General features: G+C 67.5%; 32 protein-coding genes. 31 read left to right on the top strand and 1 reads right to left on the bottom strand.

The window, feature by feature from the left end; genetic code table 11:
• Positions 1 to 133: 133 nt before the first annotated feature.
• From HNP84_RS45225 to HNP84_RS45075, 31 genes are all read left to right on the top strand, one after another.
• Complete coding sequence (locus HNP84_RS45225) at positions 134 to 4,009, top strand: DNA-directed RNA polymerase subunit beta' (protein WP_185056288.1); 3,876 nt, start codon at positions 134 to 136, stop codon at positions 4,007 to 4,009.
• Between the two features lie 739 nt (positions 4,010 to 4,748).
• Positions 4,749 to 5,123: a 30S ribosomal protein S12 gene (gene rpsL, locus HNP84_RS45220; RefSeq protein ID WP_061253213.1), complete on the top strand. Its 375-nt coding sequence runs from the start codon at positions 4,749 to 4,751 to the stop codon at positions 5,121 to 5,123.
• A 1-nt stretch (position 5,124) separates the two neighbouring features.
• Positions 5,125 to 5,595, top strand: a complete 471-nt coding sequence (gene rpsG, locus HNP84_RS45215; protein ID WP_185056287.1) for a 30S ribosomal protein S7 — start codon at positions 5,125 to 5,127, stop codon at positions 5,593 to 5,595.
• Positions 5,596 to 5,717: 122 nt separating this feature from the next.
• A complete protein-coding gene (gene fusA / locus HNP84_RS45210) occupies positions 5,718 to 7,766 on the top strand; it encodes an elongation factor G (protein ID WP_221337570.1) in 2,049 nt (682 codons plus the stop codon).
• A 65-nt stretch (positions 7,767 to 7,831) separates the two neighbouring features.
• A complete protein-coding gene (gene tuf / locus HNP84_RS45205; protein WP_185056285.1) occupies positions 7,832 to 9,025 on the top strand; it encodes an elongation factor Tu in 1,194 nt (397 codons plus the stop codon).
• Positions 9,026 to 9,260: 235 nt separating this feature from the next.
• Positions 9,261 to 9,569 carry a 30S ribosomal protein S10 gene (gene rpsJ / locus HNP84_RS45200; RefSeq protein WP_012887830.1) on the top strand — a complete coding sequence of 103 codons (309 nt, stop codon included), beginning with the start codon at positions 9,261 to 9,263 and terminating at the stop codon, positions 9,567 to 9,569.
• Positions 9,570 to 9,583: 14 nt separating this feature from the next.
• Positions 9,584 to 10,237 carry a 50S ribosomal protein L3 gene (rplC, locus tag HNP84_RS45195; RefSeq protein WP_185056284.1) on the top strand — a complete coding sequence of 218 codons (654 nt, stop codon included), beginning with the start codon at positions 9,584 to 9,586 and terminating at the stop codon, positions 10,235 to 10,237.
• Complete coding sequence (rplD, locus tag HNP84_RS45190) at positions 10,234 to 10,896, top strand: 50S ribosomal protein L4 (RefSeq protein ID WP_185056283.1); 663 nt, start codon at positions 10,234 to 10,236, stop codon at positions 10,894 to 10,896. The genes rplC and rplD overlap by 4 nt, the downstream gene beginning before the upstream one ends.
• Entirely contained in the window at positions 10,896 to 11,219 is a 324-nt protein-coding gene (rplW, locus tag HNP84_RS45185; RefSeq protein ID WP_185056282.1) for a 50S ribosomal protein L23, read from the top strand. Before rplD ends, rplW begins: the two co-directional genes overlap by 1 nt.
• Before the next feature lie 54 nt (positions 11,220 to 11,273).
• Positions 11,274 to 12,110, top strand: coding sequence for a 50S ribosomal protein L2 (gene rplB / locus HNP84_RS45180; protein WP_185056281.1), 837 nt, complete (start codon positions 11,274 to 11,276; stop codon positions 12,108 to 12,110).
• Between the two features lie 11 nt (positions 12,111 to 12,121).
• The gene (gene rpsS, locus HNP84_RS45175; RefSeq protein ID WP_185056280.1) at positions 12,122 to 12,400 is read left to right on the top strand and encodes a 30S ribosomal protein S19; all 279 of its coding nucleotides are present in this window, start codon (positions 12,122 to 12,124) and stop codon (positions 12,398 to 12,400) included.
• 33 nt (positions 12,401 to 12,433) lie between these two features.
• The gene (gene rplV, locus HNP84_RS45170) at positions 12,434 to 12,802 is read left to right on the top strand and encodes a 50S ribosomal protein L22 (protein ID WP_185056279.1); all 369 of its coding nucleotides are present in this window, start codon (positions 12,434 to 12,436) and stop codon (positions 12,800 to 12,802) included.
• Entirely contained in the window at positions 12,802 to 13,635 is an 834-nt protein-coding gene (rpsC, locus tag HNP84_RS45165) for a 30S ribosomal protein S3 (RefSeq protein ID WP_185056278.1), read from the top strand. Before rplV ends, rpsC begins: the two co-directional genes overlap by 1 nt.
• Positions 13,636 to 13,637: 2 nt before the next feature.
• On the top strand, positions 13,638 to 14,057 hold the full coding sequence (rplP, locus tag HNP84_RS45160; RefSeq protein ID WP_185056277.1) for a 50S ribosomal protein L16: 420 nt from the start codon (positions 13,638 to 13,640) through the stop codon (positions 14,055 to 14,057).
• Positions 14,057 to 14,293: a 50S ribosomal protein L29 gene (gene rpmC / locus HNP84_RS45155; protein ID WP_221337551.1), complete on the top strand. Its 237-nt coding sequence runs from the start codon at positions 14,057 to 14,059 to the stop codon at positions 14,291 to 14,293. The genes rplP and rpmC overlap by 1 nt, the downstream gene beginning before the upstream one ends.
• Positions 14,286 to 14,576 (top strand): 30S ribosomal protein S17, encoded by a 291-nt coding sequence (gene rpsQ, locus HNP84_RS45150; RefSeq protein ID WP_185056276.1) that lies wholly within the window; start codon positions 14,286 to 14,288, stop codon positions 14,574 to 14,576. Before rpmC ends, rpsQ begins: the two co-directional genes overlap by 8 nt.
• Positions 14,577 to 14,803: 227 nt before the next feature.
• On the top strand, positions 14,804 to 15,172 hold the full coding sequence (gene rplN, locus HNP84_RS45145; protein WP_185056275.1) for a 50S ribosomal protein L14: 369 nt from the start codon (positions 14,804 to 14,806) through the stop codon (positions 15,170 to 15,172).
• Positions 15,173 to 15,180: 8 nt separating this feature from the next.
• Positions 15,181 to 15,474 (top strand): 50S ribosomal protein L24, encoded by a 294-nt coding sequence (gene rplX / locus HNP84_RS45140; RefSeq protein WP_246519461.1) that lies wholly within the window; start codon positions 15,181 to 15,183, stop codon positions 15,472 to 15,474.
• A complete protein-coding gene (gene rplE, locus HNP84_RS45135) occupies positions 15,474 to 16,043 on the top strand; it encodes a 50S ribosomal protein L5 (RefSeq protein WP_185056273.1) in 570 nt (189 codons plus the stop codon). The genes rplX and rplE overlap by 1 nt, the downstream gene beginning before the upstream one ends.
• Before the next feature lie 13 nt (positions 16,044 to 16,056).
• On the top strand, positions 16,057 to 16,242 hold the full coding sequence (locus HNP84_RS45130) for a type Z 30S ribosomal protein S14 (RefSeq protein WP_185056272.1): 186 nt from the start codon (positions 16,057 to 16,059) through the stop codon (positions 16,240 to 16,242).
• 115 nt (positions 16,243 to 16,357) lie between these two features.
• On the top strand, positions 16,358 to 16,759 hold the full coding sequence (gene rpsH, locus HNP84_RS45125) for a 30S ribosomal protein S8 (RefSeq protein WP_185056271.1): 402 nt from the start codon (positions 16,358 to 16,360) through the stop codon (positions 16,757 to 16,759).
• Positions 16,760 to 16,777: 18 nt separating this feature from the next.
• Positions 16,778 to 17,320: a 50S ribosomal protein L6 gene (gene rplF, locus HNP84_RS45120; RefSeq protein ID WP_185056270.1), complete on the top strand. Its 543-nt coding sequence runs from the start codon at positions 16,778 to 16,780 to the stop codon at positions 17,318 to 17,320.
• 2 nt (positions 17,321 to 17,322) lie between these two features.
• Positions 17,323 to 17,706: a 50S ribosomal protein L18 gene (gene rplR, locus HNP84_RS45115; protein WP_185056269.1), complete on the top strand. Its 384-nt coding sequence runs from the start codon at positions 17,323 to 17,325 to the stop codon at positions 17,704 to 17,706.
• 40 nt (positions 17,707 to 17,746) lie between these two features.
• Complete coding sequence (gene rpsE, locus HNP84_RS45110; RefSeq protein ID WP_185056267.1) at positions 17,747 to 18,379, top strand: 30S ribosomal protein S5; 633 nt, start codon at positions 17,747 to 17,749, stop codon at positions 18,377 to 18,379.
• A 2-nt stretch (positions 18,380 to 18,381) separates the two neighbouring features.
• The gene (gene rpmD / locus HNP84_RS45105) at positions 18,382 to 18,564 is read left to right on the top strand and encodes a 50S ribosomal protein L30 (RefSeq protein ID WP_185056265.1); all 183 of its coding nucleotides are present in this window, start codon (positions 18,382 to 18,384) and stop codon (positions 18,562 to 18,564) included.
• Positions 18,565 to 18,566: 2 nt separating this feature from the next.
• A complete protein-coding gene (rplO, locus tag HNP84_RS45100) occupies positions 18,567 to 19,022 on the top strand; it encodes a 50S ribosomal protein L15 (RefSeq protein WP_185056263.1) in 456 nt (151 codons plus the stop codon).
• 221 nt (positions 19,023 to 19,243) lie between these two features.
• A complete protein-coding gene (secY, locus tag HNP84_RS45095; protein WP_185056262.1) occupies positions 19,244 to 20,551 on the top strand; it encodes a preprotein translocase subunit SecY in 1,308 nt (435 codons plus the stop codon).
• Positions 20,551 to 21,201: an adenylate kinase gene (locus tag HNP84_RS45090; protein WP_185056260.1), complete on the top strand. Its 651-nt coding sequence runs from the start codon at positions 20,551 to 20,553 to the stop codon at positions 21,199 to 21,201. Before secY ends, HNP84_RS45090 begins: the two co-directional genes overlap by 1 nt.
• Positions 21,202 to 21,345: 144 nt before the next feature.
• A complete protein-coding gene (map, locus tag HNP84_RS45085) occupies positions 21,346 to 22,206 on the top strand; it encodes a type I methionyl aminopeptidase (RefSeq protein ID WP_185056259.1) in 861 nt (286 codons plus the stop codon).
• Complete coding sequence (locus HNP84_RS45080; protein WP_185056258.1) at positions 22,169 to 22,621, top strand: DUF1707 SHOCT-like domain-containing protein; 453 nt, start codon at positions 22,169 to 22,171, stop codon at positions 22,619 to 22,621. Before map ends, HNP84_RS45080 begins: the two co-directional genes overlap by 38 nt.
• A gap of 138 nt (positions 22,622 to 22,759) precedes the next feature.
• Positions 22,760 to 23,215, top strand: coding sequence for a hypothetical protein (locus tag HNP84_RS45075; RefSeq protein WP_185056257.1), 456 nt, complete (start codon positions 22,760 to 22,762; stop codon positions 23,213 to 23,215).
• Between the two features lie 492 nt (positions 23,216 to 23,707).
• Here HNP84_RS45075 and HNP84_RS45070 read toward each other — a convergent pair whose 3' ends face one another.
• On the bottom strand, positions 23,708 to 24,040 hold the full coding sequence (locus tag HNP84_RS45070; protein ID WP_246519447.1) for a winged helix-turn-helix transcriptional regulator: 333 nt from the start codon (positions 24,038 to 24,040) through the stop codon (positions 23,708 to 23,710).
• Between the last annotated feature and the right edge of the window lie 245 nt (positions 24,041 to 24,285).

Below are 24,285 nucleotides of genomic sequence, written 5' to 3'. Positions count from 1 at the left end.
GACGGCATGTCCATCGAGATGCGTGACACCGACGAGGACGTCTTCCGCGCGGCGGAGGAGCTCGGCATCGACCTGTCCCGGCGCGAGCCGAGCAGTGTCGAAGAGGTCTGATTTTCAAGCGAGGGGATAAGAAGTGCTCGACGTCAACTTCTTCGACGAGCTTCGCATCGGCCTGGCGACGGCCGACGATATCCGCCAGTGGTCTCACGGTGAGGTGAAGAAGCCGGAGACCATCAACTACCGCACCCTCAAGCCGGAGAAGGACGGTCTTTTCTGCGAGAAGATCTTCGGTCCGACCCGCGACTGGGAGTGCTACTGCGGCAAGTACAAGCGGGTGCGGTTCAAGGGCATCATCTGTGAGCGCTGCGGCGTCGAGGTGACCCGGGCCAAGGTGCGCCGTGAGCGGATGGGCCACATCGAGCTGGCCGCCCCGGTCACGCACATCTGGTACTTCAAGGGTGTGCCGTCGCGTCTCGGCTACCTGCTCGACCTGGCGCCGAAGGACCTGGAGAAGGTCATCTACTTCGCGGCGTACATGATCACGCATGTCGACACCGAGATGCGCGACCGCGACCTGCCGTCCCTGGAGGCCAAGATCTCCGTGGAGCGGCAGCACATCGAGCAGCGCCGCGACGCCGACATCGAGGCCCGGCAGAAGAAGCTCGAAGCCGACCTGGCCGAGCTGGAGGCCGCCGGGGCCAAGGGCGACCAGCGCCGCAAGGTCCGCGAGGGCGCCGACCGCGAGATGCGTCAGCTCCGCGACCGGGCCCAGCGCGAGCTGGACCGGCTGGAGGAGGTCTGGACCCGGTTCAAGAACCTCAAGGTCCAGGACCTCGAAGGCGACGAGCTGCTCTACCGCGAGATGCGCGACCGTTTCGGCCGCTACTTCCGCGGTGGCATGGGCGCCCAGGCGATCCAGGAGCGGCTCGGCAACTTCGACCTGGAGGCCGAGGCCGAGAACCTGCGCGAGACCATCCGCAGCGGCAAGGGCCAGAAGAAGGCCCGCGCCCTCAAGCGGCTCAAGGTCGTCTCGGCGTTCCTCAACACCCGCAACTCGCCCATGGGCATGGTGCTGGACTGCATCCCGGTCATCCCGCCGGACCTGCGCCCGATGGTGCAGCTCGACGGTGGCCGGTTCGCGACCTCCGACCTGAACGACCTGTACCGCCGGGTCATCAACCGGAACAACCGCCTCAAGCGTCTGCTCGACCTCGGCGCGCCCGAGATCATCGTGAACAACGAGAAGCGGATGCTGCAGGAGGCCGTGGACGCGCTGTTCGACAACGGCCGCCGCGGTCGCCCGGTCACCGGTCCCGGCAACCGGCCGCTCAAGTCGCTGTCCGACATGCTCAAGGGCAAGCAGGGCCGCTTCCGGCAGAACCTGCTGGGCAAGCGAGTCGACTACTCCGGCCGTTCGGTCATCGTCGTCGGCCCGCAGCTCAAGCTGCACCAGTGCGGCCTGCCCAAGCAGATGGCGCTGGAGCTGTTCAAGCCGTTCGTGATGAAGCGGCTGGTCGACCTCAACCACGCGCAGAACATCAAGTCCGCCAAGCGCATGGTCGAGCGCGCCCGCCCCGTGGTGTGGGACGTGCTCGAAGAGGTCATCACCGAGCACCCGGTGCTGCTGAACCGGGCGCCGACCCTGCACCGCCTGGGCATCCAGGCCTTCGAGCCGCAGCTCGTCGAGGGCAAGGCCATCCAGATCCACCCGCTCGTCTGCACCGCGTTCAACGCGGACTTCGACGGCGACCAGATGGCCGTGCACCTGCCGCTGTCGGCCGAGGCCCAGGCCGAGGCGCGCATCCTGATGCTCTCGACCAACAACATCCTCAAGCCGGCCGACGGCAAGCCCGTGACGATGCCCACCCAGGACATGGTCATCGGCCTGTACTGGCTGACCACGCAGAAGCCAGGCGCCCTCGGCGAGGGCCGCGTCTTCGGCTCGGTCAGCGAGGCCCTCATGGCCTACGACCGGCGCGAGCTGGACATGCAGGCCGAGATCCAGATCCGGCTGCGCGACGTCCCGCCGCCGCGCGGCTGGCAGGCCCCCGAGGGCTGGGAGCCCGGCGACCCGCTGCGCCTGGCCACCACGCTCGGCCGCTGCCTGTTCAACCAGACCCTCCCGGCCAACTTCCCGTTCGTGAACTACCAGGTCGGCAAGAAGCAGCTGTCGGCCATCGTGAACGAGCTGGCGGAGGTCTACCCGAAGGTCGAGGTCGCGGCGGCGCTGGACGCGCTGAAGGACGCGGGCTTCCACTGGGCGACCCGCGCCGGCGTCACGATCTCGATCGAGGACGTCGTCGCGCCGCCGAACAAGGCCAGCATCATGGAGTCGTACGAGCGGCGCGCCGACAAGGTGCAGCGCGAGTACGAGCGCGGCCTGATCACCGACGAGGAGCGCCGCCAGGAGCTCATCGAGATCTGGACGCACGCCACCGCCGACGTCGAGACCGACATGGTCAACGCGTTCCCGGCGACCAACTCCGTGTGGATGATGGTCAACTCCGGCGCCCGCGGTAACAAGATGCAGGTCCGGCAGATCGCCGGTATCCGCGGCCTGGTGTCCAACACCAAGGGCGAGACCATCCCGCGGCCGATCAAGTCCTCCTTCCGCGAGGGCCTGTCGGTGCTGGAGTACTTCATCTCCACCCACGGTCAGCGGAAGGGTCTGGCCGACACCGCGCTGCGTACCGCCGACTCGGGTTACCTGACCCGTCGTCTGGTGGACGTCGCCCAGGACGTCATCGTCCGCGAGATCGACTGCGGCACCGACCGCAGCGTCCCGCTGAACGTGGGCGAGCGCGACGCGGCCGGTAACCTGGTCAAGGCCGAGAACGCCGAGAGCAACGTGCACGGCCGCATCCTGGCCGAGGACGTCGAGGTCGACGGCAAGCTGGTGGCGGCGCAGGGCACCGACATCAACGACGCCGTGGTGACCGCGCTCGTCGAGGCGGGCGTGCAGACCGTCCGTACGCGCAGCGCGCTGGTGTGCGAGGCCAAGATCGGTGTCTGCGCGACCTGCTACGGCCGTTCGCTGGCCACCGGCAAGCTCGTGGACGTGGGCGAGGCCGTCGGCATCATCGCCGCGCAGTCCATCGGCGAGCCGGGCACCCAGCTCACGATGCGGACCTTCCACACCGGTGGTGTGGCGGGCGCCGACATCACCCACGGTCTGCCGCGTGTCCAGGAGCTGTTCGAGGCCCGCATCCCCAAGGGTGTCGCCCCGATCAGCGAGGTCACCGGCCGGGTCCGGATCGACGAGACCGACAAGACCCGCAAGGTCGTGATCGTTCCCGACGACGGCTCCGACGAGGTCGCCTACCCGGTGTCCATGCGGTCGCGGCTGCTGGTCTCCGAGGGCCAGCACGTCGAGGTGGGCCAGCAGCTCATCGCCGGCGCGGTCAACCCCAACGAGGTGCTGCGCATCCTCGGCCCCCGGGCCGTGCAGCTCCACCTCGTGGCGGAGGTCCAGCAGGTGTACCGCTCGCAGGGTGTGTCGATCCACGACAAGCACATCGAGATCATCGTCCGCCAGATGCTCAAGCGGGTGAACGTCCTGGAGTCCGGCGACACCGAGCTGCTGCCCGGCGAGCTGGTCGAGCGGCCCCGCTTCGAGGCCCTCAACCGCGAGGCCGTCGCCAACGGCGACCAGCCGGCCTCCGGCCGTCCGGTCCTCATGGGCATCACCAAGGCGTCGCTGGCCACCGAGTCGTGGCTGTCGGCGGCCTCCTTCCAGGAGACGACCAGGGTCCTCACCGACGCGGCGATCCACGCCAAGTCCGACGCCCTGCTCGGCCTGAAGGAGAACGTCATCATCGGTAAGCTCATCCCGGCCGGCACGGGCATGCCCCAGTACCGCAACATCCGGGTCGAGCCCACCGAGGAGGCCAAGGCCGCGATGTACACCGTCGGCGGCTACGACGGCTCCGCGGCCGACTACACCTTCGGCACCGGCAGCGGCGAGGCCGTCCCGCTGGAGGAGTACGACTTCGGCCAGTACAACCGCTGACCTTCACCGTCCTTCCGAGGTCACACGCGGCACCACCGAGGCGCCCGAACCAGTCCGGTTCGGGCGCCTCGCCCTTTCCACCGCCGTACGCCCCGCCCGGCGTACCCCATGTCAGGGCCGGTTGTTCTTCCCATCCAGCCACAGCGTGTCCGACTCATCCAGATGAGTCCGGAGCTGCCGACATGCTTCGCGTCGATCGCCGGGCCCTTTTGATCACGTGTACCGGTGCCATGGCATCACGGGTACGCCCCCGATACGCCCCCCGGCCTGGGAGGGGCGTTGGGGTGGGGGACGCGCCCGGTGGGGTTGTGGGGAAAGGGCGCGGGCAGGGTGGGTGGGCGGGTAAACTTGACGCGGGCCAGTAGCGGTCGGAGGGAACCGGTCGCGGGGTCGCGGGACGTGCGGGCGGGTGTCCGTGCGAAGACGAGGACTGCAGGCAACTAGCGCGGGCACCGGCGACGGTGGCCGGGACACGCGGGCGTTTTGACGTGTTGCGATGGGCTGGGTAGTCTTTTCGTTCGTGCCCGTGGCTTCATGGGCTCTCATGCATGCGCACGATACGGGCGCTGCGTGACCTCCTCCCACTAGTCCGGCCTGGGCCGGGGTGTGGTGCGACACGTGCGCGACACGCCCGAGCGCGGGGGCCGGAGGGGAGAGAAAAAGAGCAGGTCATGACACCGGCAGTACCTGCGAAACGCACCATCCACGAATCACCGGCCGAAGCACGAACGGAGACGCAGTGCCCACGATTCAGCAGCTCGTCCGAAAAGGGCGGCAGGACAAGGTCAGTAAGACCAAGACGCCTGCGCTCAAGGGGAGCCCGCAGCGGCGCGGAGTCTGCACGCGCGTCTACACGACGACCCCGAAGAAGCCGAACTCCGCGCTCCGCAAGGTCGCGCGTGTCCGGCTCACCAACGGTATCGAGGTGACCGCCTACATCCCGGGTGTCGGGCACAACCTTCAGGAGCACTCGATCGTGCTTGTGCGTGGCGGTCGTGTGAAGGACCTGCCGGGTGTTCGCTACAAGATCATCCGCGGTTCGCTGGACACCCAGGGTGTCCGCAACCGCAAGCAGGCCCGTAGCCGTTACGGCGCGAAGAAGGAGAAGAGCTGACATGCCGCGTAAGGGCCCAGCAGGTCGCAGGCAGCTCGCCGCCGACCCGGTGTACAGCTCCCCGCTGGTCACCGCGCTCATCAACAAGGTGCTGCTGAACGGTAAGCGTTCCCTCGCCCAGACCATCGTCTACAACGCCCTGGAGGGCTGCCGGGAGAAGACCGGCAACGACCCCGTGGTCACCCTCAAGCGCGCTCTGGACAACGTGAAGCCGACCCTGGAGGTGCGCAGCCGCCGCGTCGGTGGCGCCACGTACCAGGTTCCGGTCGAGGTGCGCGCGGCGCGCAGCACCACGCTGGCGCTGCGCTGGCTGGTGCAGTACAGCCGCGCCCGCCGCGAGAAGACCATGACCGAGCGGCTCATGAACGAGCTGCTCGACGCGAGCAACGGCCTCGGCGCCAGCGTCAAGCGGCGCGAGGACACGCACAAGATGGCCGAGTCCAACAAGGCCTTCGCCCACTACCGCTGGTAGTGACCATAGGCCGCGCGGGGTGACCCCCCGGGCGGCCCCATAGCTCTAGAGACGACGAGGACGCGAGAGAAGTGGCCACCACGACCGCTCTTGACCTGGCCAAGGTCCGCAATATCGGGATCATGGCCCATATCGACGCGGGCAAGACCACGACGACTGAGCGAATCCTGTTCTACACCGGCATCAACTACAAGATCGGTGAGGTCCACGAGGGCGCTGCCACGATGGACTGGATGGAGCAGGAGCAGGAGCGCGGCATCACCATCACCTCCGCCGCGACCACCTGTAGCTGGCTTGATCACACGATCAACATCATCGACACGCCCGGTCACGTGGACTTCACCATCGAGGTGGAGCGCTCCCTGCGCGTCCTCGACGGTGCGGTCGCGGTCTTCGACGCCGTCGCCGGCGTCGAGCCGCAGTCCGAGACCGTCTGGCGTCAGGCCGACCGGTACGGCGTCCCGCGCATCTGCTTCGTCAACAAGATGGACCGCGTCGGCGCCGAGTTCCACCGTTGCGTCGACATGATCGTGTCCCGTCTGGGCGCCACGCCGCTGGTCATCCAGCTCCCGCTGGGCGTCGAGGCCGACTTCAAGGGCGTCATCGACCTGGTGAAGATGAAGGCCCTGGTGTGGAGCGCCGAGGCGACCAAGGGCGAGATGTACGACACCGTCGACATCCCGGCCGACCACGCCGAGGCCGCCCGCGAGTGGCGCGACAAGCTCATCGAGACCGTCGCCGAGAACGACGACGAGCTGATGGAGCTGTACCTGGAGGGCGTCGAGCCCACCGAGGAGCAGCTCGTCGCGGCCATCCGCCGGGCCACGCTCTCCAGCGCCGTCAACCCGGTCCTGTGCGGCACCGCGTTCAAGAACAAGGGCGTGCAGCCCCTGCTCGACGCGATCGTCGCCTACCTCCCCGCGCCGACCGACATCCCGGCCATCAAGGGCCACGCGGTCGGCAACGAGGAAGAGGCCATCGAGCGTCACGCCGACCCGAACGAGCCCTTCGCCGCGCTGGCCTTCAAGATCATGAGCGACCAGCACCTCGGCCGGCTCACCTACATCCGGATCTACTCCGGCACCCTGGAGGCGGGGACCGCGGTCACCAACTCCGTCAAGGGCAAGAAGGAGCGGATCGGCAAGATCTACCAGATGCACGCCAACAAGCGCGAGGAGCGCTCGTCGGCGTCGGCCGGTCAGATCGTCGCGGTGATGGGCCTGAAGGACACCACCACCGGTGACACGCTGTGCGACCCGAACAACCAGGTCGTGCTGGAGTCCATGACCTTCCCCGCCCCGGTCATCAACGTGGCCATCGAGCCCAAGACCAAGGGCGACCAGGAGAAGCTGTCCACCGCGATCCAGCGTCTGGCGGAGGAGGACCCGTCCTTCCAGGTCCGCCGCGACGAGGAGACCGGGCAGACGGTCATCTGGGGCATGGGCGAGCTGCACCTGGAGATCCTCGTCGACCGGATGCGCCGCGAGTTCAAGGTCGAGGCCAACGTCGGCCGCCCGCAGGTGGCCTACCGCGAGACCATCCGCCGCAAGGTGGAGAAGGTCGAGTACACGCACAAGAAGCAGACCGGTGGTTCCGGCCAGTTCGCGCGCGTGATCATCGACCTGGAGCCCCTTGGCGAGGGCAACGACGGCTACGAGTTCGAGAACAAGGTCACCGGTGGCCGCATCCCGCGGGAGTACATCCCGTCGGTCGACGCGGGCGCGCAGGAGGCGGCCGAGTTCGGCGTGCTCGCCGGCTACCCGATGGTCGGCGTCAAGGTGACGCTGCAAGACGGGGCCTTCCACGAGGTCGACTCGTCGGAAATGGCCTTCAAGATCGCCGGCTCGATGGCCTTCAAGGAGGCCGCGCGCAAGGCGAGCGCCGTAATCCTCGAACCGATGATGGCCGTAGAGGTCACCACGCCCGAGGACTACATGGGTGACGTCATCGGCGACCTCAACGGCCGCCGGGGGCAGATCCAGGCGATGGAGGACCGGGCCGGAGCCAAGGTGATCCGGGCCCTCGTCCCGCTGTCGGAGATGTTCGGCTACGTGGGTGACCTGCGCAGCAAGACCCAGGGCCGGGCCGTTTACAGCATGCAGTTCGACTCCTACGCAGAAGTGCCCGAGGGCATCGCCAAGGAGATCGTCGCGAAGGCCCGGGGCGAGTAGCCAGCCCGCCCCGAGCCCGAACGAGAAGACGCAAGTCAAGTCAGAATCTCTAAGGAGACAGAGCAGTGGCCAAGGCCAAGTTCGAGCGGACCAAGCCGCACGTGAACATCGGCACCATTGGGCACATCGACCACGGCAAGACCACTCTGACCGCGGCGATCACCAAGGTGCTTCACGACCGGTACCCGGAGCTCAACGAGTCGACCCCGTTCGACAAGATTGACAAGGCTCCCGAGGAGAAGGCCCGCGGTATCACCATCTCCATCGCGCACGTCGAGTACCAGACCGAGAAGCGCCACTACGCCCACGTGGACTGCCCCGGTCACGCCGACTACGTGAAGAACATGATCACCGGTGCCGCCCAGATGGACGGCGCGATCCTGGTGGTCGCCGCGACCGACGGCCCGATGCCGCAGACCAAGGAGCACGTGCTCCTGGCCCGCCAGGTCGGCGTGCCGTACATCGTCGTGGCCCTGAACAAGGCCGACATGGTGGACGACGAGGAGATCCTGGAGCTCGTCGAGCTCGAGGTACGCGAGCTCCTCACCGCCCAGGAGTTCCCCGGCGACGACGTGCCGGTGGTCCGCGTCTCCGCGCTCAAGGCGCTGGAGGGCGACGCCAAGTGGGCCGACAGCATCGTCGAGCTCATGGACGCCGTTGACGAGAACGTGCCCGAGCCGGTCCGCGAGACCGACAAGCCGTTCCTCATGCCGATCGAGGACGTCTTCTCGATCACCGGCCGCGGCACCGTCGTGACCGGTCGTATCGAGCGCGGTGTCATCAAGGTCAACGAGACCGTCGACATCATCGGCATCAAGGACACCAAGACCACCACCACGGTCACCGGTGTCGAGATGTTCCGCAAGCTCCTCGACGAGGGCCAGGCGGGCGACAACGTCGGTCTGCTCCTGCGCGGTATCAAGCGTGAGGAGGTCGAGCGCGGTCAGTGTGTCATCAAGCCGGGCACGACCACCCCGCACACCGAGTTCGAGGCCCAGGTCTACATCCTGGCCAAGGACGAGGGCGGCCGGCACACGCCGTTCTTCAACAACTACCGCCCGCAGTTCTACTTCCGCACCACCGACGTGACCGGTGTGGTCAACCTGCCCGAGGGCACCGAGATGGTCATGCCCGGTGACAACACCGAGATGACCGTCCAGCTCATCCAGCCGATCGCGATGGAGGAAGGCCTCAAGTTCGCGATCCGCGAGGGTGGCCGGACCGTCGGCGCCGGGCGCGTCACGAAGATCCTCAAGTAGCACGACCGCGGGGCGGCGGTCGGCCCTCGCAAGGGGCCGACCGCCGAACCACGAGAGGACCCCATCCCCATGAGCGGGTCCTCACGGCCCAGCCCGCCCCGGCCGTGATCTCGCAGCGGTTTCGACTCGCTCGAAACGCCTGCAAGATCACGGAGGGCGTCGGCCGGGGCCACCTACAGCGGCGACCGCCGCACGAAGCTTTTACAGGACGACAGCGAAGGACACCGAGGCCACTATGGCGGGACAGAAGATCCGCATCCGGCTTAAGGCCTATGACCACGAGGTCATCGACAGCTCGGCCAAGAAGATCGTCGAGACGGTGACGCGTACCGGAGCGAAGGTCGCGGGCCCGGTGCCGCTGCCGACCGAGAAGAACGTGTACTGCGTCATCCGCTCGCCGCACAAGTACAAGGACAGCCGCGAGCACTTTGAGATGCGCACGCACAAGCGGCTGATTGACATCATCGACCCGACGCCGAAGACCGTCGACTCGCTCATGCGGCTCGACCTCCCCGCCGGCGTTGACATCTCGATCAAGCTCTGAGGGAACGCACTGACATGGCTAAGCAGATCAAGGGCGTCCTGGGCAAGAAGCTCGGCATGACCCAGGTCTTCGACGCGGACAACCGGATCGTCCCGGTGACCGTGGTCGAGGCCGGTCCGTGTGTGGTGACCCGGGTCCGCACCGAGGAGCGCGACGGCTACTCCGCCATCCAGCTCGGTTTCGGCCAGGTGGACCCGCGCAAGGTCAACAAGCCCCTGGGTGACTACCTGCGCAAGCACGACATCACCCCGCGCCGCTACTTCGCGGAGATCCGTACGGACGACGCGAGCGAGTACACGATCGGCCAGGAGGTCCTGGCCGACACCTTCGAGGCCGGCCAGTTCGTCGACGTGACGGGCAAGAGCAAGGGCAAGGGCTTCGCCGGCGTCATGAAGCGCCACGGCTTCGGCGGTCTGGGCGCCTCCCACGGTACGCAGCGCAAGCACCGCTCGCCGGGCTCCATCGGCGGCTGCGCCACCCCGGGCCGCGTGTTCAAGGGCCTGCGCATGGCCGGTCGGATGGGCAACGTCCGCACCACCGTCCAGAGCCTGAAGGTGCACTCCGTGGACGCCGAGAAGAACCTCATCCTGATCAAGGGTGCGATTCCCGGCCCCAACGGGAGCCTGGTCCTCATCCGCACCGCTGCCAAGAAGGGGGCTGTGAAGTGAGTTCCGTAGACGTCCTCGACGCCAGCGGTGCCAAGACGGGCACGGTCGAGCTGCCGGAGGACATCTTCGGCGCCAAGGTCAACATCCCGTTGATCCACCAGGTCGTCGTCGCCCAGCTCGCCGCGCGCCGGCAGGGCACCCACAAGACCAAGACCCGCGGCGAGGTCCGCGGCGGCGGCAAGAAGCCGTACCGCCAGAAGGGCACCGGCCGGGCCCGCCAGGGCTCGACCCGCGCGCCGCAGTTCACCGGTGGTGGCGTGGTCCACGGCCCCGTGCCGCGCGACTACAGCCAGCGCACGCCGAAGAAGATGAAGGCCGCGGCCCTGCGCGGCGCGCTGTCCGACCGCGCCGCCGGCGGGCGTGTGCACGTGGTCAGCTCGCTGGTCACCGGCGACACCCCCAAGACCAAGGCGGCCCTGCAGTCGCTGCGGAAGATCACGCAGGCCCGCAGCGTCCTCGTCGTGGTCGACGAGGGCGACGAGCTCACCTGGCTCAGCCTGCGCAACGCGCCCGAGGTCCACCTCCTGGACGCGGGCCAGCTCAACACCTACGACGTGCTCTGCCATGACGACGTGGTCTTCACGCAGGAGGCGTACGACCAGGTCGTGGCGCGGCTGTCCGCGAGCGGCGGTGCCGAGAGCGGGAAGGACGACGCCTGATGGACAAGGTCACGGGCAAGCTGGAGCGGGTCGCCGACCCGCGTGACGTCATCATCAAGCCGATCGTCTCGGAGAAGAGCTACGGCCTGATCGACGAGCACAACAAGTACACGTTCCTGGTGAAGAAGACCGCGAACAAGACCCAGGTCAAGATCGCCGTCGAGCAGATCTTCGGGGTCAAGGTCACCAGCGTGAACACCATCAACCGGCAGGGCAAGCGCAAGCGCACCCGTACCGGTTACGGGAAGCGTCCCGACACCAAGCGAGCGATCGTGAGCCTGGTCGAGGGCGACCGTATCGACATCTTCGGCCAGATCGGCTGAGTTCTCCCCGCTCCCGCGGGGATGGTCCACGACGAACAAGGATGAACGAAAAAGATGGGCATCCGTAAGTACAAGCCGACGACCCCGGGTCGGCGCGGCGCCAGTGTCTCGGACTTCGCCGAGATCACGCGCAGCACGCCCGAGAAGTCGCTGCTTGCCCCCCTGCACAGCAAGGGCGGCCGCAACGTTCACGGCCGGGTGACCGCGCGCCACCAGGGCGGCGGCCACAAGCGCGCGTACCGGATCATCGACTTCCGGCGCAACGACAAGGACGGCATCCCGGCGAAGGTCGCGCACATCGAGTACGACCCGAACCGGACCTCCCGCATCGCGCTGCTGCACTACGCCGACGGCGAGAAGCGCTACATCATCGCGCCGACCGGCATCAAGCAGGGGGACGTCATCGAGAACGGCCCCGCGGCCGACATCAAGCCGGGCAACTGCCTGCCGCTGCGCAACATCCCGACCGGTACCTTCATCCACGCGGTGGAGCTGCGGCCGGGCGGTGGCGCCAAGCTGGGCCGCTCCGCGGGCGCGCAGATCCAGCTCCTCGCCAAGGAGGGCCAGTACGCCACGCTGCGCATGCCCTCCGGTGAGATGCGCATGGTGGACGTGCGCTGCCGCGCTTCCGTGGGCCAGGTCGGCAACGCCGAGCAGGCCAACATCAACATCGGCAAGGCGGGCCGCAACCGCTGGAAGGGCAAGCGCCCGACCGTCCGCGGTGTGGCCATGAACCCGATCGACCACCCGCACGGTGGTGGTGAGGGCAAGACCTCCGGCGGTCGTCACCCGGTGAACCCCAAGGGCAAGCCCGAGGGTCGCACCCGCCAGGCGAACAAGGCCAGCGACCGGTTGATCATCCGGCGTAGGAGCAAGAGGAAGAAGCGGTAGGAGCAGCCAGAATGCCACGTAGCCTTAAGAAGGGCCCCTTCGTGGACGACCACCTGATGAAGAAGGTGGACGCCCAGAACGAAAAGGGGACCAAGAACGTCATCAAGACGTGGTCGCGGCGCTCCATGATCGTGCCCGACATGATCGGCCACACGATCGCCGTGCACGACGGCCGCAAGCACGTCCCGGTGTTCATCACCGAGTCGATGATCGGACACAAGCTCGGCGAGTTCGCTCCCACGCGGACCTTCCGCAGCCACGTCAAGGAAGACCGCCGCAGCCGGCGGTAGCAGCCTTCGAAGAGCATTCAAGAGGAGTAAGCGATGGAAGCCAGGGCTCAGGCGCGGTTCGTCCGTGTCACGCCCCAGAAGGCCCGCCGCGTGGTGGACCTCATTCGCGGGCTGCCCGCTTCGGAGGCGCAGGCCGTGCTGCAGTTCGCTCCCCAGGCGGCGAGCGAGCCCGTCTACAAGGTGCTTTCGAGCGCCGTGGCGAACGCCGAGCACAACTTCAAGCTCGACCGCGAGACGCTGGTGGTGAGCCGGGCGTGGGTTGACGAGGGGCCGACGCTCAAGCGGTTCCGTCCCCGCGCCCAGGGCCGTGCCTATCGGATCAACAAGCGGACGAGCCACATCACAGTGATCGTCGAGTCCCGGCCCGATGGCCAGGGCAAGCCGAAGGGAAGGACCCGCTAGTGGGCCAGAAGGTTAACCCGCACGGGTTCCGCCTCGGCATCACGACCGACTTCAAGAGCCGGTGGTACGCCGACAAGCTCTACAAGAGCTACGTCGCCGAGGACGTGGCGATCCGCCGGATGCTGCAGCGCGGCATGGAGCGGGCCGGCATCTCCAAGGTGGAGATCGAGCGCACCACCGACCGCGTTCAGGTCGACATCCACACCGCGAGGCCGGGCATCGTCATCGGCCGCCGCGGCGCCGAGGCGGACCGTATCCGTGGCGATCTGGAGAAGCTGACCAAGAAGCAGGTTCAGCTCAACATTCTCGAGGTGAAGAACCCCGAGATCGACGCCCAGCTCGTCGCCCAGGGCGTCGCCGAGCAGCTGTCCAGCCGTGTGTCGTTCCGGCGGGCCATGCGCAAGGCGATGCAGTCGGCGATGAAGAGCGGCGCCAAGGGCATCCGGGTGCAGTGCTCGGGTCGCCTCGGCGGCGCCGAGATGTCCCGCTCGGAGTTCTACCGCGAGGGCCGCGTGCCCCTGCACACGCTCCGCGCCGACATCGACTACGGGTTCTACGAGGCCCGTACCACCTTCGGCCGGATCGGCGTGAAGGTGTGGATCTACAAGGGTGAGGCCCCGACCTCCCGGGCCGAGCGCGAGGCCGCCGCGGCGGGCGCGCGCGCCGGGCAGCGGCGGGACCGTACGGACCGGCCGCAGCGCGGCCGTGGCGGCCGTGGCGGTCGCGACGGCGGCCCGCGCGGCGGCGGTCGCGGCCCGAAGACCGAGTCAACCGCGCCCGCCGGGGCGCCCGAGTCCGGCCCGGCGGAGCAGCCGGGTGCTGAAGGGAGCTGACCATGCTGATCCCGCGCAGGGTCAAGCACCGTAAGCAGCACCGGCCCGACCGTCACGGCATGGCCAAGGGCGGCACGAGGGTCGTCTTCGGCGAGTACGGCATCCAGGCGCTTGAGCACAGCTACGTGACCAACCGCCAGATCGAGTCCGCTCGTATCGCCATGACCCGGCACATCCGCCGAGGCGGCAAGGTGTGGATCAACATCTACCCCGACCGCCCGCTGACCAAGAAGCCGGCCGAGACCCGTATGGGTTCCGGTAAGGGCTCGCCGGAGTGGTGGATCGCCAACGTCAAGCCGGGCCGGGTCATGTTCGAGCTCTCGGGTGTCGCCGAGCCGGTCGCCCGCGAGGCGATGCGGCGTGCGATGCACAAGCTCCCGATGAAGTGCCGGTTCGTGAAGCGTGAAGTGGGTGAGGCGTGATGGCACAGGGCCTGACCGCCGCCGAGCTGCGGCAGCAAGACAAGGATGAGCTGGTCAACAAGCTGAAGGAGGCGAAGGAGGAGCTGTTCAACCTCCGCTTCCAGGCTGCGACCGGCCAGTTGGAGAGCCACGGGCGGCTCCGCGCCGTACGCCGTGAGATCGCCCGTATCTACACCGTGATGCGGGAGCGGGAGCTTGGCATCATCACGGAAGTGAAGGAGCCGAGCGATGGCTGAGACCACCGAGCAGCAGGACACCGTGACCGCGCAGCGTAACTACCGCAAGACGCGCGAGGGCCTGGTCGTCAGCGACAAGATGGACAAGACCGTCGTCGTCGCCGTCGAGGACCGCGTTAAGCACCCGCTGTACGGCAAGGTCATCCGCCGCACCACCAAGTACAAGGCGCACGACGAGGCCAACGAGTGTGGCATCGGCGACCGCGTCCTTCTCATGGAGACCCGCCCGCTGTCGGCGACCAAGCGCTGGCGCGTCGTGGAGATCCTGGAGAAGGCCAAGTAAACCCGCCTGTGCGCAGCACGGGCTGAACACGCGTCCCGTGGGGGTCCGCCCCCACGGAGGCGTCCAAGGGCGCGCCGCGCCCCGCGTACGCGGGAGTGGCGCGCCGCCCGCGGCGGCGGGGTCCTGGCAGCGGTCAGGGCGGCTGTCGCCGAGGGAAAAAGACCACAGCAGGTTCCGCCAGGCTCACCGCCAGACGGTGAGAACCGGCGCGACACACAGGAGTTGACGTGATCCAGCAGGAGTCGCGGCTCAAGGTCGCCGACAACACGGGTGCCAAGGAGATCCTCTGCATCCGCGTGCTCGGCGGCTCGGGCCGGCGCTACGCGGGTATCGGCGACGTCATCGTCGCCACGGTGAAGGACGCCCTTCCCGGCGGCGGCGTCAAGAAGGGTGAGGTCGTCAAGGCCGTCGTGGTGCGCACCCGCAAGGAGCGCCGCCGTCCGGACGGCTCCTACATCCGCTTCGACGAGAACGCCGCGGTCATCATCAAGGACAGCGGCGACCCCAGGGGCACGCGTATCTTCGGCCCGGTCGGCCGCGAGCTGCGTGAGAAGAAGTTCATGCGCATCATCTCGCTCGCTCCGGAGGTGCTGTAATGCCGAAGCTGCATGTGAAGAAGGGTGACCTGGTCCAGGTCATCGCCGGCAAGGACAAGGGGTCCAAGGGCCGTGTGATCGCCGCCTACCCGCGCGAGCAGCGCGTGGTGGTCGAGGGCGTGAACATGATCAAGAAGCACGCCAAGGAGACCCACCAGGGTCCTCGCGGCGCCAAGACCGGCGGCGTGCAGACCATGGAGGCCCCCATCCACGTGAGCAACGTCAAGAAGCTCAAGGATGAAAAGCCCAAGGACGAGAAGGCCAAGGACACCGCGGCCGACGAGTCGGGTGAGGACAAGTGATGACCACGACGACTGAAGCGCGCCCGATCCCGCGTCTCAAGCAGCGCTACCGCGAGGAGATCATCGCGAAGCTGCGCGAGGAGTTCGGCATCGAGAACATCATGCAGGTGCCCACGATCACCAAGATCAAGGTGAACATGGGCGTCGGCGAGGCGGCTCGCGACTCCAAGCTCATCGAGGGTGCCGTCCGCGACCTCACCGCGATCACCGGTCAGAAGCCGGCCGTGGCCCGCGCCCGCAAGTCCATCGCGCAGTTCAAGCTGCGCGAGGGCATGCCGATCGGCGCGCACGTCACGCTGCGCGGCGACCGGATGTGGGAGTTCCTGGACCGCCTGCTCTCGCTGGCGCTGCCCCGTATCCGCGACTTCCGCGGCCTGTCGCCCAAGCAGTTCGACGGCAACGGCAACTACACGTTCGGCCTGACCGAGCAGGTCATGTTCCACGAGGTGGACCAGGACCGGGTGGACCGGCAGCGCGGCATGGACATCACCGTGGTGACCACCGCCAAGAACGACGAGCAGGGCCGGGCGCTGCTGAGGCTCCTCGGGTTCCCGTTCAAGGAAGCGTAAGAGGAGAAGCGACATGGCGAAGAAGGCGCTGATCGCCAAGGCGGCGCGCAAGGCCAAGTTCGAGGTCCGGGCCTACACCCGCTGCTCGCGCTGCGGGCGCCCGCGGGCCGTCTACCGCAAGTTCGGCCTGTGCCGCGTGTGCTTCCGTGAGATGGCGCACCGCGGCGAGCTGCCGGGCATCACCAAGTCGAGCTGGTAGCCCGCGAGCGGCACCGGCGAACCAGATAGTCATATCAACCGGGCGCTGAGCCATCGGCGCCCACGACCACGCCGTAGGTCCGAAGAGGAAACCGCGGCGGGGAGGGCCACCGGCCATGACGATGACCGACCCGATCGCAGACATGCTGACGCGTCTGCGTAACGCGAACTCGGCCTACCACGACAGCGTGTCGATGCCGTACTCGAAGATCAAGGCGCACATCGCCGAGATCCTCCAGCAGGAGGGGTACGTGCAGTCCTGGACTGTCGAGGGTGCTGAGGCCAAGGACAAGAAGCTCGTGATCGAGCTGAAGTTCGGGCCGAGCCGCGAGCGGTCCATCGCGGGCCTGCGCCGGGTGTCGAAGCCCGGTCTGCGGGTCTATGCAAAGAAGGACAACCTGCCCCGGGTTCTGGGCGGCCTGGGCGTCGCGATCATCTCGACGTCCGCCGGCCTGATGACCGACAAGCAGGCCAGCAAGCGTGGCGTGGGCGGGGAAGTCCTCGCCTACGTTTGGTAACGAGGGGAGGAACCCAGCATGTCGCGAATCGGACGGCTGCCCATCCCCGTACCGAGCGGTGTGGACATCGCGATCGACGGCCGGGCCGTCACGGTCAAGGGGCCCAAGGGCACGCTCTCGCACACCGTCGCGGAGCCGATCGAGGTCAGCCGCGGCGATGACGGTGCGATCACCGTCACCCGCCCGAACGACGAGAACCGGGTGCGTGCGCTGCACGGCCTGTCCCGCACGCTGATCGCCAACATGGTGGCCGGCGTGACCCAGGGCTACTCCAAGACGCTGGAGATCGTCGGCGTCGGCTACCGCGTCCAGGCCAAGGGCCCGACGCAGTTGGAGTTCTCGCTGGGCTTCAGCCACCCGGTGATCGTGGACGCCCCCGAGGGCATCACCTTCCGCGTCGAGCGGCCGACCCTGTTCCATGTCGACGGCATCGACAAGCAGAAGGTCGGCGAGGTCGCCGCGAACATCCGCAAGCTGCGCAAGCCCGACCCGTACAAGGGCAAGGGAGTGCGCTACCAGGGCGAAGTTATCCGCCGCAAGGTCGGAAAGGCTGGTAAGTAGGCATGGCTCTCAAGAGGGCGTACGGCAAGCACACGGCCGCCCGCGCCGTCTCGCGGGCCCGCCGTCACACCCGCGTCCGCAAGAAGGTCGTCGGTACGACGGAGCGCCCGCGCCTCGTCGTCAACCGCTCGACGCGGCACATGTTCGTTCAGATCATCGACGACTCCCAGGGGCACACGCTGGTGAGCGCGTCCACCATGGACGCCTCGCTGCGTAACGCCGAGGGGGACAAGACCGAGAAGGCGAAGAAGGTCGGCGAGCTTCTCGCTCAGCGGGCCAAGGCCGCCGGGATCACCGCCGTCGTGTTCGACCGCGGTGGCAACCGTTACGCGGGCCGCATCGCGGCCCTCGCGGACAGTGCCCGTGAGGGTGGGTTGCAGTTCTGATGACCACCCGACGAATGAGCAACGAGAAGAGGAACCACTGATGGCTGCAGCTCCGCGTCGCGGTGCCGGCGGCGGTGGCGAGCGGCGGGACCGTCGTGACGATCGCCGCGGGGGTGCCGCAGACAAGGGCGTCTCGTACATCGAGCGCGTCGTGAAGATCAACCGAGTGGCGAAGGTCGTCAAGGGCGGCCGGCGCTTCAGCTTCACCGCCCTGGTCGTCGTCGGCGACGGCAACGGCCTGGTCGGTGTCGGCTACGGCAAGGCCAAGGAGGTGCCCGCGGCCATCGCCAAGGGCGTCGAGGAGGCCAAGAAGCACTTCTTCAAGGTGCCGCGCATCCAGGGCACCATCCCGCACACCGTGCAGGGCGAGGACGCCGCCGGCGTCGTGCTGCTGCGTCCGGCCTCGGCCGGTACCGGTGTCATCGCGGGTGGCCCGGTGCGCGCGGTGCTGGAGTGCGCCGGCATCCACGACGTGCTGTCGAAGTCGCTCGGCTCCGACAACCCGATCAACATCGTGCACGCCACCGTGTCGGCGCTGAAGGGCCTGTCGCGGCCCGAGGAGATCGCCGCCCGCCGTGGCCTGCCGATCGAGGACGTCGCGCCCAAGGCCATGCTGAAGGCGCGCGCCGAGGGCCTGGCCGAGGCCGCCGCGGCGGCGAAGGCGGTGAGCTGACGATGGCTCGTCTGAAGATCACTCAGGTCCGCTCGAAGATCGGCGGCAAGCAGAACCAGCGCGACTCGCTGCGTTCGCTTGGCCTGAAGCGCATCGGCGATGTCGTCGTCAAGGAGGACCGTCCCGAGATCCGGGGCATGGTCGCCGTGGTGTCGCACCTCGTCGAATTGGAAGAGGTCGACTAGTCATGTCTGAGAACACCCCGCTCCGCATCCACGACCTGCGGCCCGCGCCGGGCGCCAACAAGGCCAAGATCCGCAAGGGTCGCGGCGAGGCGTCCAAGGGCAAGACCGCCGGTCGTGGTACGAAGGGCACCAAGGCGAGGAAGACGACCCCGTTCGGCTTCGAGGGCGGCCAGGTCCCGCTCCAGCGGCGGCTGCCGAAGCTGAAGGGTTTCTCCAACGCCCTGTTCAAGACGACCTACCAGGTCGTCAACCTGGACAAGCTCGGCGAGCTGTTCCCCGAGGGTGGCGACGTCACCGTCGAGACGCTGGTCGCCAAGGGCGCGGTCCGGAAGAACCAGTTGGTCAAGGTCCTCGGAACCGGTGAGATCTCCGTTGCGTTGAACGTGCAGGCGCATGCCTTCTCGGCCAGCGCCAAGGAGAAGATCTCCGCGGCCGGGGGCTCGACCACTGAGCTCTAATCCGCTACAAGAGGCGCGGGGGCTCGTTATGGGCTCCCGCGCCCCTGGTGCGTTAGAGTTCGGGGGCGCTGGGCGTTTCCTGAAGACTCCTTGAAGGGTTTACCCGTCAGGATGGCTTTGCGGGGCGCCTGCGTCTGACAAGCTCGATGACAGAGACCTCTGATGGACCACCCCCGCACCATCGCTGACCGATACCGCCTTTCAGGCGCGCAGGAGGGACCGTGCTGACCGCGATTACCCGAGCGTTCCGTACGCCGGACCTGCGCAAGAAGTTGCTCTTCACCTTGGGCATCATCGCGCTGTTCCGGCTCGGCTCGGTGCTTCCGACTCCCGGCGTCAACGCCGAGAACGTCCGGCGCTGTCTGGAACAGGCCCAAGCGGGCGACGCCGGCAACATCTACGGCATGGTGCAGCTTTTCAGTGGCGGCGCGCTGCTGAAACTTTCAGTGTTCGCCCTCGGCATCATGCCCTACATCACGGCGAGCATCATCCTGCAGCTCCTCGTCGTGGTGATCCCCCGGCTGGAGGCCCTGAAGAAGGAGGGCCAGGCCGGTACCGCCAAGATCACGCAGTACACCCGGTACCTCACCATCGGCCTGGCCGTGCTCCAGTCCACGGCGTTCGTGGCCCTGGCCCGTACCGGCCAGCTCTTCCCGCAGTGCCAGGAGGACGTCCTCCTCAACGACGAGGTGTTCACGGTCGTCACCATGGTCATCACGATGACCGCGGGCACCGCCGTGATCATGTGGCTGGGCGAGCTGATCACCGACCGCGGCGTCGGCAACGGCATGTCGCTGCTGATCTTCACCCAGGTGATCGCGGTCTTCCCCTCGGAGCTGCTCAACATCTACCGCCAGAGCGCCTTCACCTTCGCCGCGGTGATGGTCGTCGGCGTCTTCATGATCGCCGCGGTGGTGTTCGTGGAGCAGGCGCAGCGCCGCATCCCGGTGCAGTACGCCAAGCGCATGGTCGGTCGCCGGATGTACGGCGGCACCTCCACCTACATCCCGCTCAAGGTCAACCAGGCCGGCATCATCCCGGTCATCTTCGCCTCGTCGCTGCTCTACCTCCCGCAGCTTCTCACCACGCTGTTCGCGACCTCGGAGAACCCGAACGTCGTCATCCAGTGGATCTCGGAGAACCTGGTCACGGGCGACACTCCGGTCTACATGATCACGTTCTTCCTCCTGATCGTGTTCTTCACCTACTTCTACGTGTCCATTACCTTCAACCCCGTTGAAGTCGCCGACAACATGAAGAAGTACGGTGGGTTCATCCCGGGCATTCGTCCGGGCCGGCCGACGGCTGAGTACCTCAACTATGTGCTCACTCGTCTCACCGCACCGGGTGCGCTGTATCTGGGCCTGATCTCGATGGTGCCGATCGTCGCACTCGCGGTGGCCGGTGCGAGTCAGAACTTCCCGTTCGGAGGGACGAGCATTCTGATCATGGTTGGTGTTGGGCTTGACACCGTGAAGCAGATCGAGAGCCAGCTACAGCAGCGCAACTACGAGGGTTTCCTGAAGTAGTGCGTGTCGTCCTGGTCGGGCCCCCCGGAGCGGGCAAGGGGACGCAGGCCCAGTTCATCGCATCGAACCTGTCCATCCCGAAAATCTCGACAGGTGACATCTTCCGTGCCAACGTGTCGGGCGGCACGGATCTCGGCAAGCTCGCCAAGGAATACATGGACCGCGGCGACCTCGTACCCGACGAGGTCACGATCGCCATGGTCCGCGACCGCCTCTCCGAGGACGACGCGCGGGACGGTTTCCTGCTCGACGGCTTCCCCAGGAACGTGCCCCAGGCCGAGATCCTGAAGAAGATGCTGGAGGAGTGGGGCACCGGGCTTGACATCGTCCTGGAGCTCGTCGTGGACGACGAGGAAGTGGTACGGCGGCTCGCCGGGCGGCGTACCTGCAGCCAGTGCGGACGCATCTGGCACGTCGAGTTCGACGACAAGCAGGACGACATCTGCGACGCCTGCGGCGGCCGGCTCTTCCAGCGCGACGACGACAAGGAGGAGACGATCCGGCACCGGCTGGAGGTCTATCAGGAGCAGACCTCGCCGCTGATCGCCTTCTACGCCGACGAGGGCATCCTCGTGGGGGTGGACGCGACCGGCCCGGTGGAGGAGGTCACCCAGCGCGCGATGGAGGCCCTGCGGCCCTACACCGACTGAGCGGGTGCTCCCGGACGGGGGCGCCGACTCCTGCCTCACACGCCACTCCCGGCAGAGCCGGGAGTGGCGTGTTGCGGTTTAGGGCAGAATCGGGGGAATTGGGAGCACGTGTCGCCCGTTCAACCACCCCAGGGGGTGCCATAGGTGTTCAAGAAGAACAAGCACGGAATTCAGGTCAAGACGCCGGAGCAACTGGAGAAGATGCGCGCGGCCGGCCTGGTGGTCGGGCGGACGCTGGAACTGCTGCGCAACACGGTCCAGCCGGGCATGACGCCGCTGGACCTGGACGCGGTCGCGGAGGAGGCGATCCGCGCCGAGGGCGCGATCCCCTCGTTCAAGGGCTACCAGGGCTACCCGGCGACGATCTGCGCCTCGGTCAACGACGAGGTGGTGCACGGCATCCCCACCGACGCCCGCAAGCTGCGCGAGGGCGACATCATCTCCATCGACTGCGGCGCCATCCTGGACGGCTGGCACGGCGACTCCGCGATCACCATCCCGGTCGGCGAGGTGGACCCCAAGCTGACCGAGCTGATGCGGGTCACCGAGGAGGCCATGTGGCGCGGTATCGCGGCGCTGACGGTGGGGCGGCACCTGTCCGACGTCGGCTTCGAGATCGAGCGTTACGTACGCCGTCAGGGCCGCTACGGCATCCCCCAGGAGTACGGGGGCCACGGGATCGGCACCGAGATGCACATGGACCCCTGGGTGGCCAACCACGGCCGGCCGAGCCGAGGCCCGCGCTTCGAGGCCGGCATGTGCCTGGCGATCGAGCCCATGGTCAACCTGGGCACCGACCGCACCCGGGTGCTGGCCGACGAGTGGACCGTCGTCACCCTGGACGGCAAGCCCTCGGCGCACTTCGAGCACAGCGTGGCCGTGACACATAATGGACCTTGGGTGCTTACCGCGCTCGACGGCGGACGGGCACGACTGAGTGAACTTCTCGGCGCGGGAGTGAGTGGCGATGGCGCAGAGCCCGGAGATGAGGGCGTCCGACGCTGACCGCGATCGGGTCGCCCAGGTACTACGCGAGAACTTCGCCGAAGGCCGGCTGACCTCGGAGGAGTTCGACGAGCGCCTCGAACGCCTCTACCAGAGCAAGACCTACGGCGAGCTCGCCGTGCTCACCAACGACCTGCCCGCGACCGACCTCCGCCTCTACCGCGAGCGCGCCGAAACCCCCGCCAAGCGCGCCCAGAAGTCCCGCAAACGGGCCCAGACCCTGAGCGCGATGTGGGTGCCCTGGGCCATGGCCAGCGGCATCAACTGGGTGATCTGGGTGCTGGTGAGCATGTCCAGCGACGGCCCCGTCTACCCCTGGCCGCTGTGGGTGATGGGCCCGTGGGGCGTTGTCCTGCTGGTCATCACCCTGGCCACCGGGCTGGGATCCGGCGATTCCCGGCGATCGAGCCCGTAATAGTGCACGCCCGGCGTCGAGTGTGAACTCGTGCGCAGAACGATACTTCTCTCCTTCCTAACGTGATGGCTGTCCGGAGCGAGCAGCACCGAAAAGGCTCCTCCGGAGAGAGAATCCAACTCGTCAGGAGGAAAGACGTTGCGTACCCTTCGCAGCATTCTCGCCGGCACCGCGATCGTCGGCTCCCTCGCCGCCGGCGTGGCCCTCGCCCCCGCCGCGGCGAACGCCGAGACGGCCGTCACCACGGCCACCGCCCAGGCGTCGGCGCCCAAGTTCCACAACTTCAAGTACTTCTCCGACTTCGGCCGCGGCGAGAGCTTCGGCAAGCGGTCCTACTTCAAGGGCTTCTGGTACAAGAAGGACGGCTGGTACTACGTCAAGGGCTCGCTGTTCGACCTCGACCGCGACCGCGAGTACAGCTACTTCTGGGTCAAGTACATCGACCGGTTCGGCCGCACCCACTTCGACCGGTACAAGACCTTCGGCAAGTTCGACTACAACAAGAAGTTCTTCAAGGCCAAGCACTTCTGGGTGGGCGTCTCGGAGGGTGACGGCTTCCGCGACGACTTCAGCGGCTACCGTCAGCTCTGGTAACCACCCGCTCAGGGGGGTTGACAGGGGGTTCCAGACGTAACGAGGCCCGCAGGCAGAGCCTGCGGGCCTCGTGCTTGTCTCCGGGTGCCTGTGTGTGCGGTGCCGGGCAAGGGAGGGGCCGCCCCGAATAGGGGGCGGACACCGTGGCCAAGATCCGTACCATCGTCGCCGGCGCCGCCGTCGTGGCGGCACTGTCCATCGGCGTGGCCGCCGCGCCCACGCAGGCCGCCACCACCGCCGCGGCGAGCGTCACCATGCAGGACGCGGTGTCGGTAAGACCGCTGTCACCAGGTACACGCGTGCACGTTATACCTGGTCAGAGCTTCGCATCCGGGAGCACGGGCCCTACAGGACTCACATTCTGTCCCCTGGGCCAGCATGGCTGAGCTGGGCGAACGCGCTCGTTGGGCCTGGTGACGCGCTTCTCACCGACACCCCCTGTCCGACCACCCGCGCCCGGACCACCCGCGTGCACTGGCCACGGGCCGGGCATCAGGGCCTGGTGGCGGTGTGGGCCCGGTGTTCGCGGATCTGGCCGTGGTGGTCGGCGACCCAGGTGATCAGGGACGTGACGATGTGGTGGAGGCTGCGGCCCAGGGAGGTGAGGGCGTACTCCACACGCGGCGGCACCTCCGCGTAGGCGGTCCGGGTCACCAAGCCGTCCTGCTGGAGCTGGCGCACGGTCAGGGTGAGCATCCGCTGTGAGATGCCGGGGACGTGGCGCTGCAGGTCGGTGTAGCGCAGCGGGCCGGCCTCAAGTGCGGCGATCACCAGCAGGCTCCACTTGTCCCCGACGCGGTCCAGTACCTGGCGGATGAAGTCCATCTGCTCGGCGGGGATGCCGGCGCACGGTCCTCGGTCTGCTGAGGCACCTGACCGGGCTGCGACGTCCATGGCGCACATTCCCTTCCGGCGCGCACATCGATGTGCCTTTTGTACGGCCTTCCATACTGGTCCATCATGGCGCTACGCACAAAACGTAGGAATTGGGGGTGCGCCATGAGAGCGAGATATGGACCGAGATCGCCTGCCCCTGGTGCGGCCTGGGCAGCCACCGCCTGGACCGCGCC

The sequence above is a fragment of the Thermocatellispora tengchongensis genome (assembly GCF_014202315.1).
GTDB lineage: Bacteria > Actinomycetota > Actinomycetes > Streptosporangiales > Streptosporangiaceae > Thermocatellispora > Thermocatellispora tengchongensis.
Note: the sequence above shows the minus strand (reverse complement) of the source record. Positions and strands in the feature narration are given on the sequence as shown.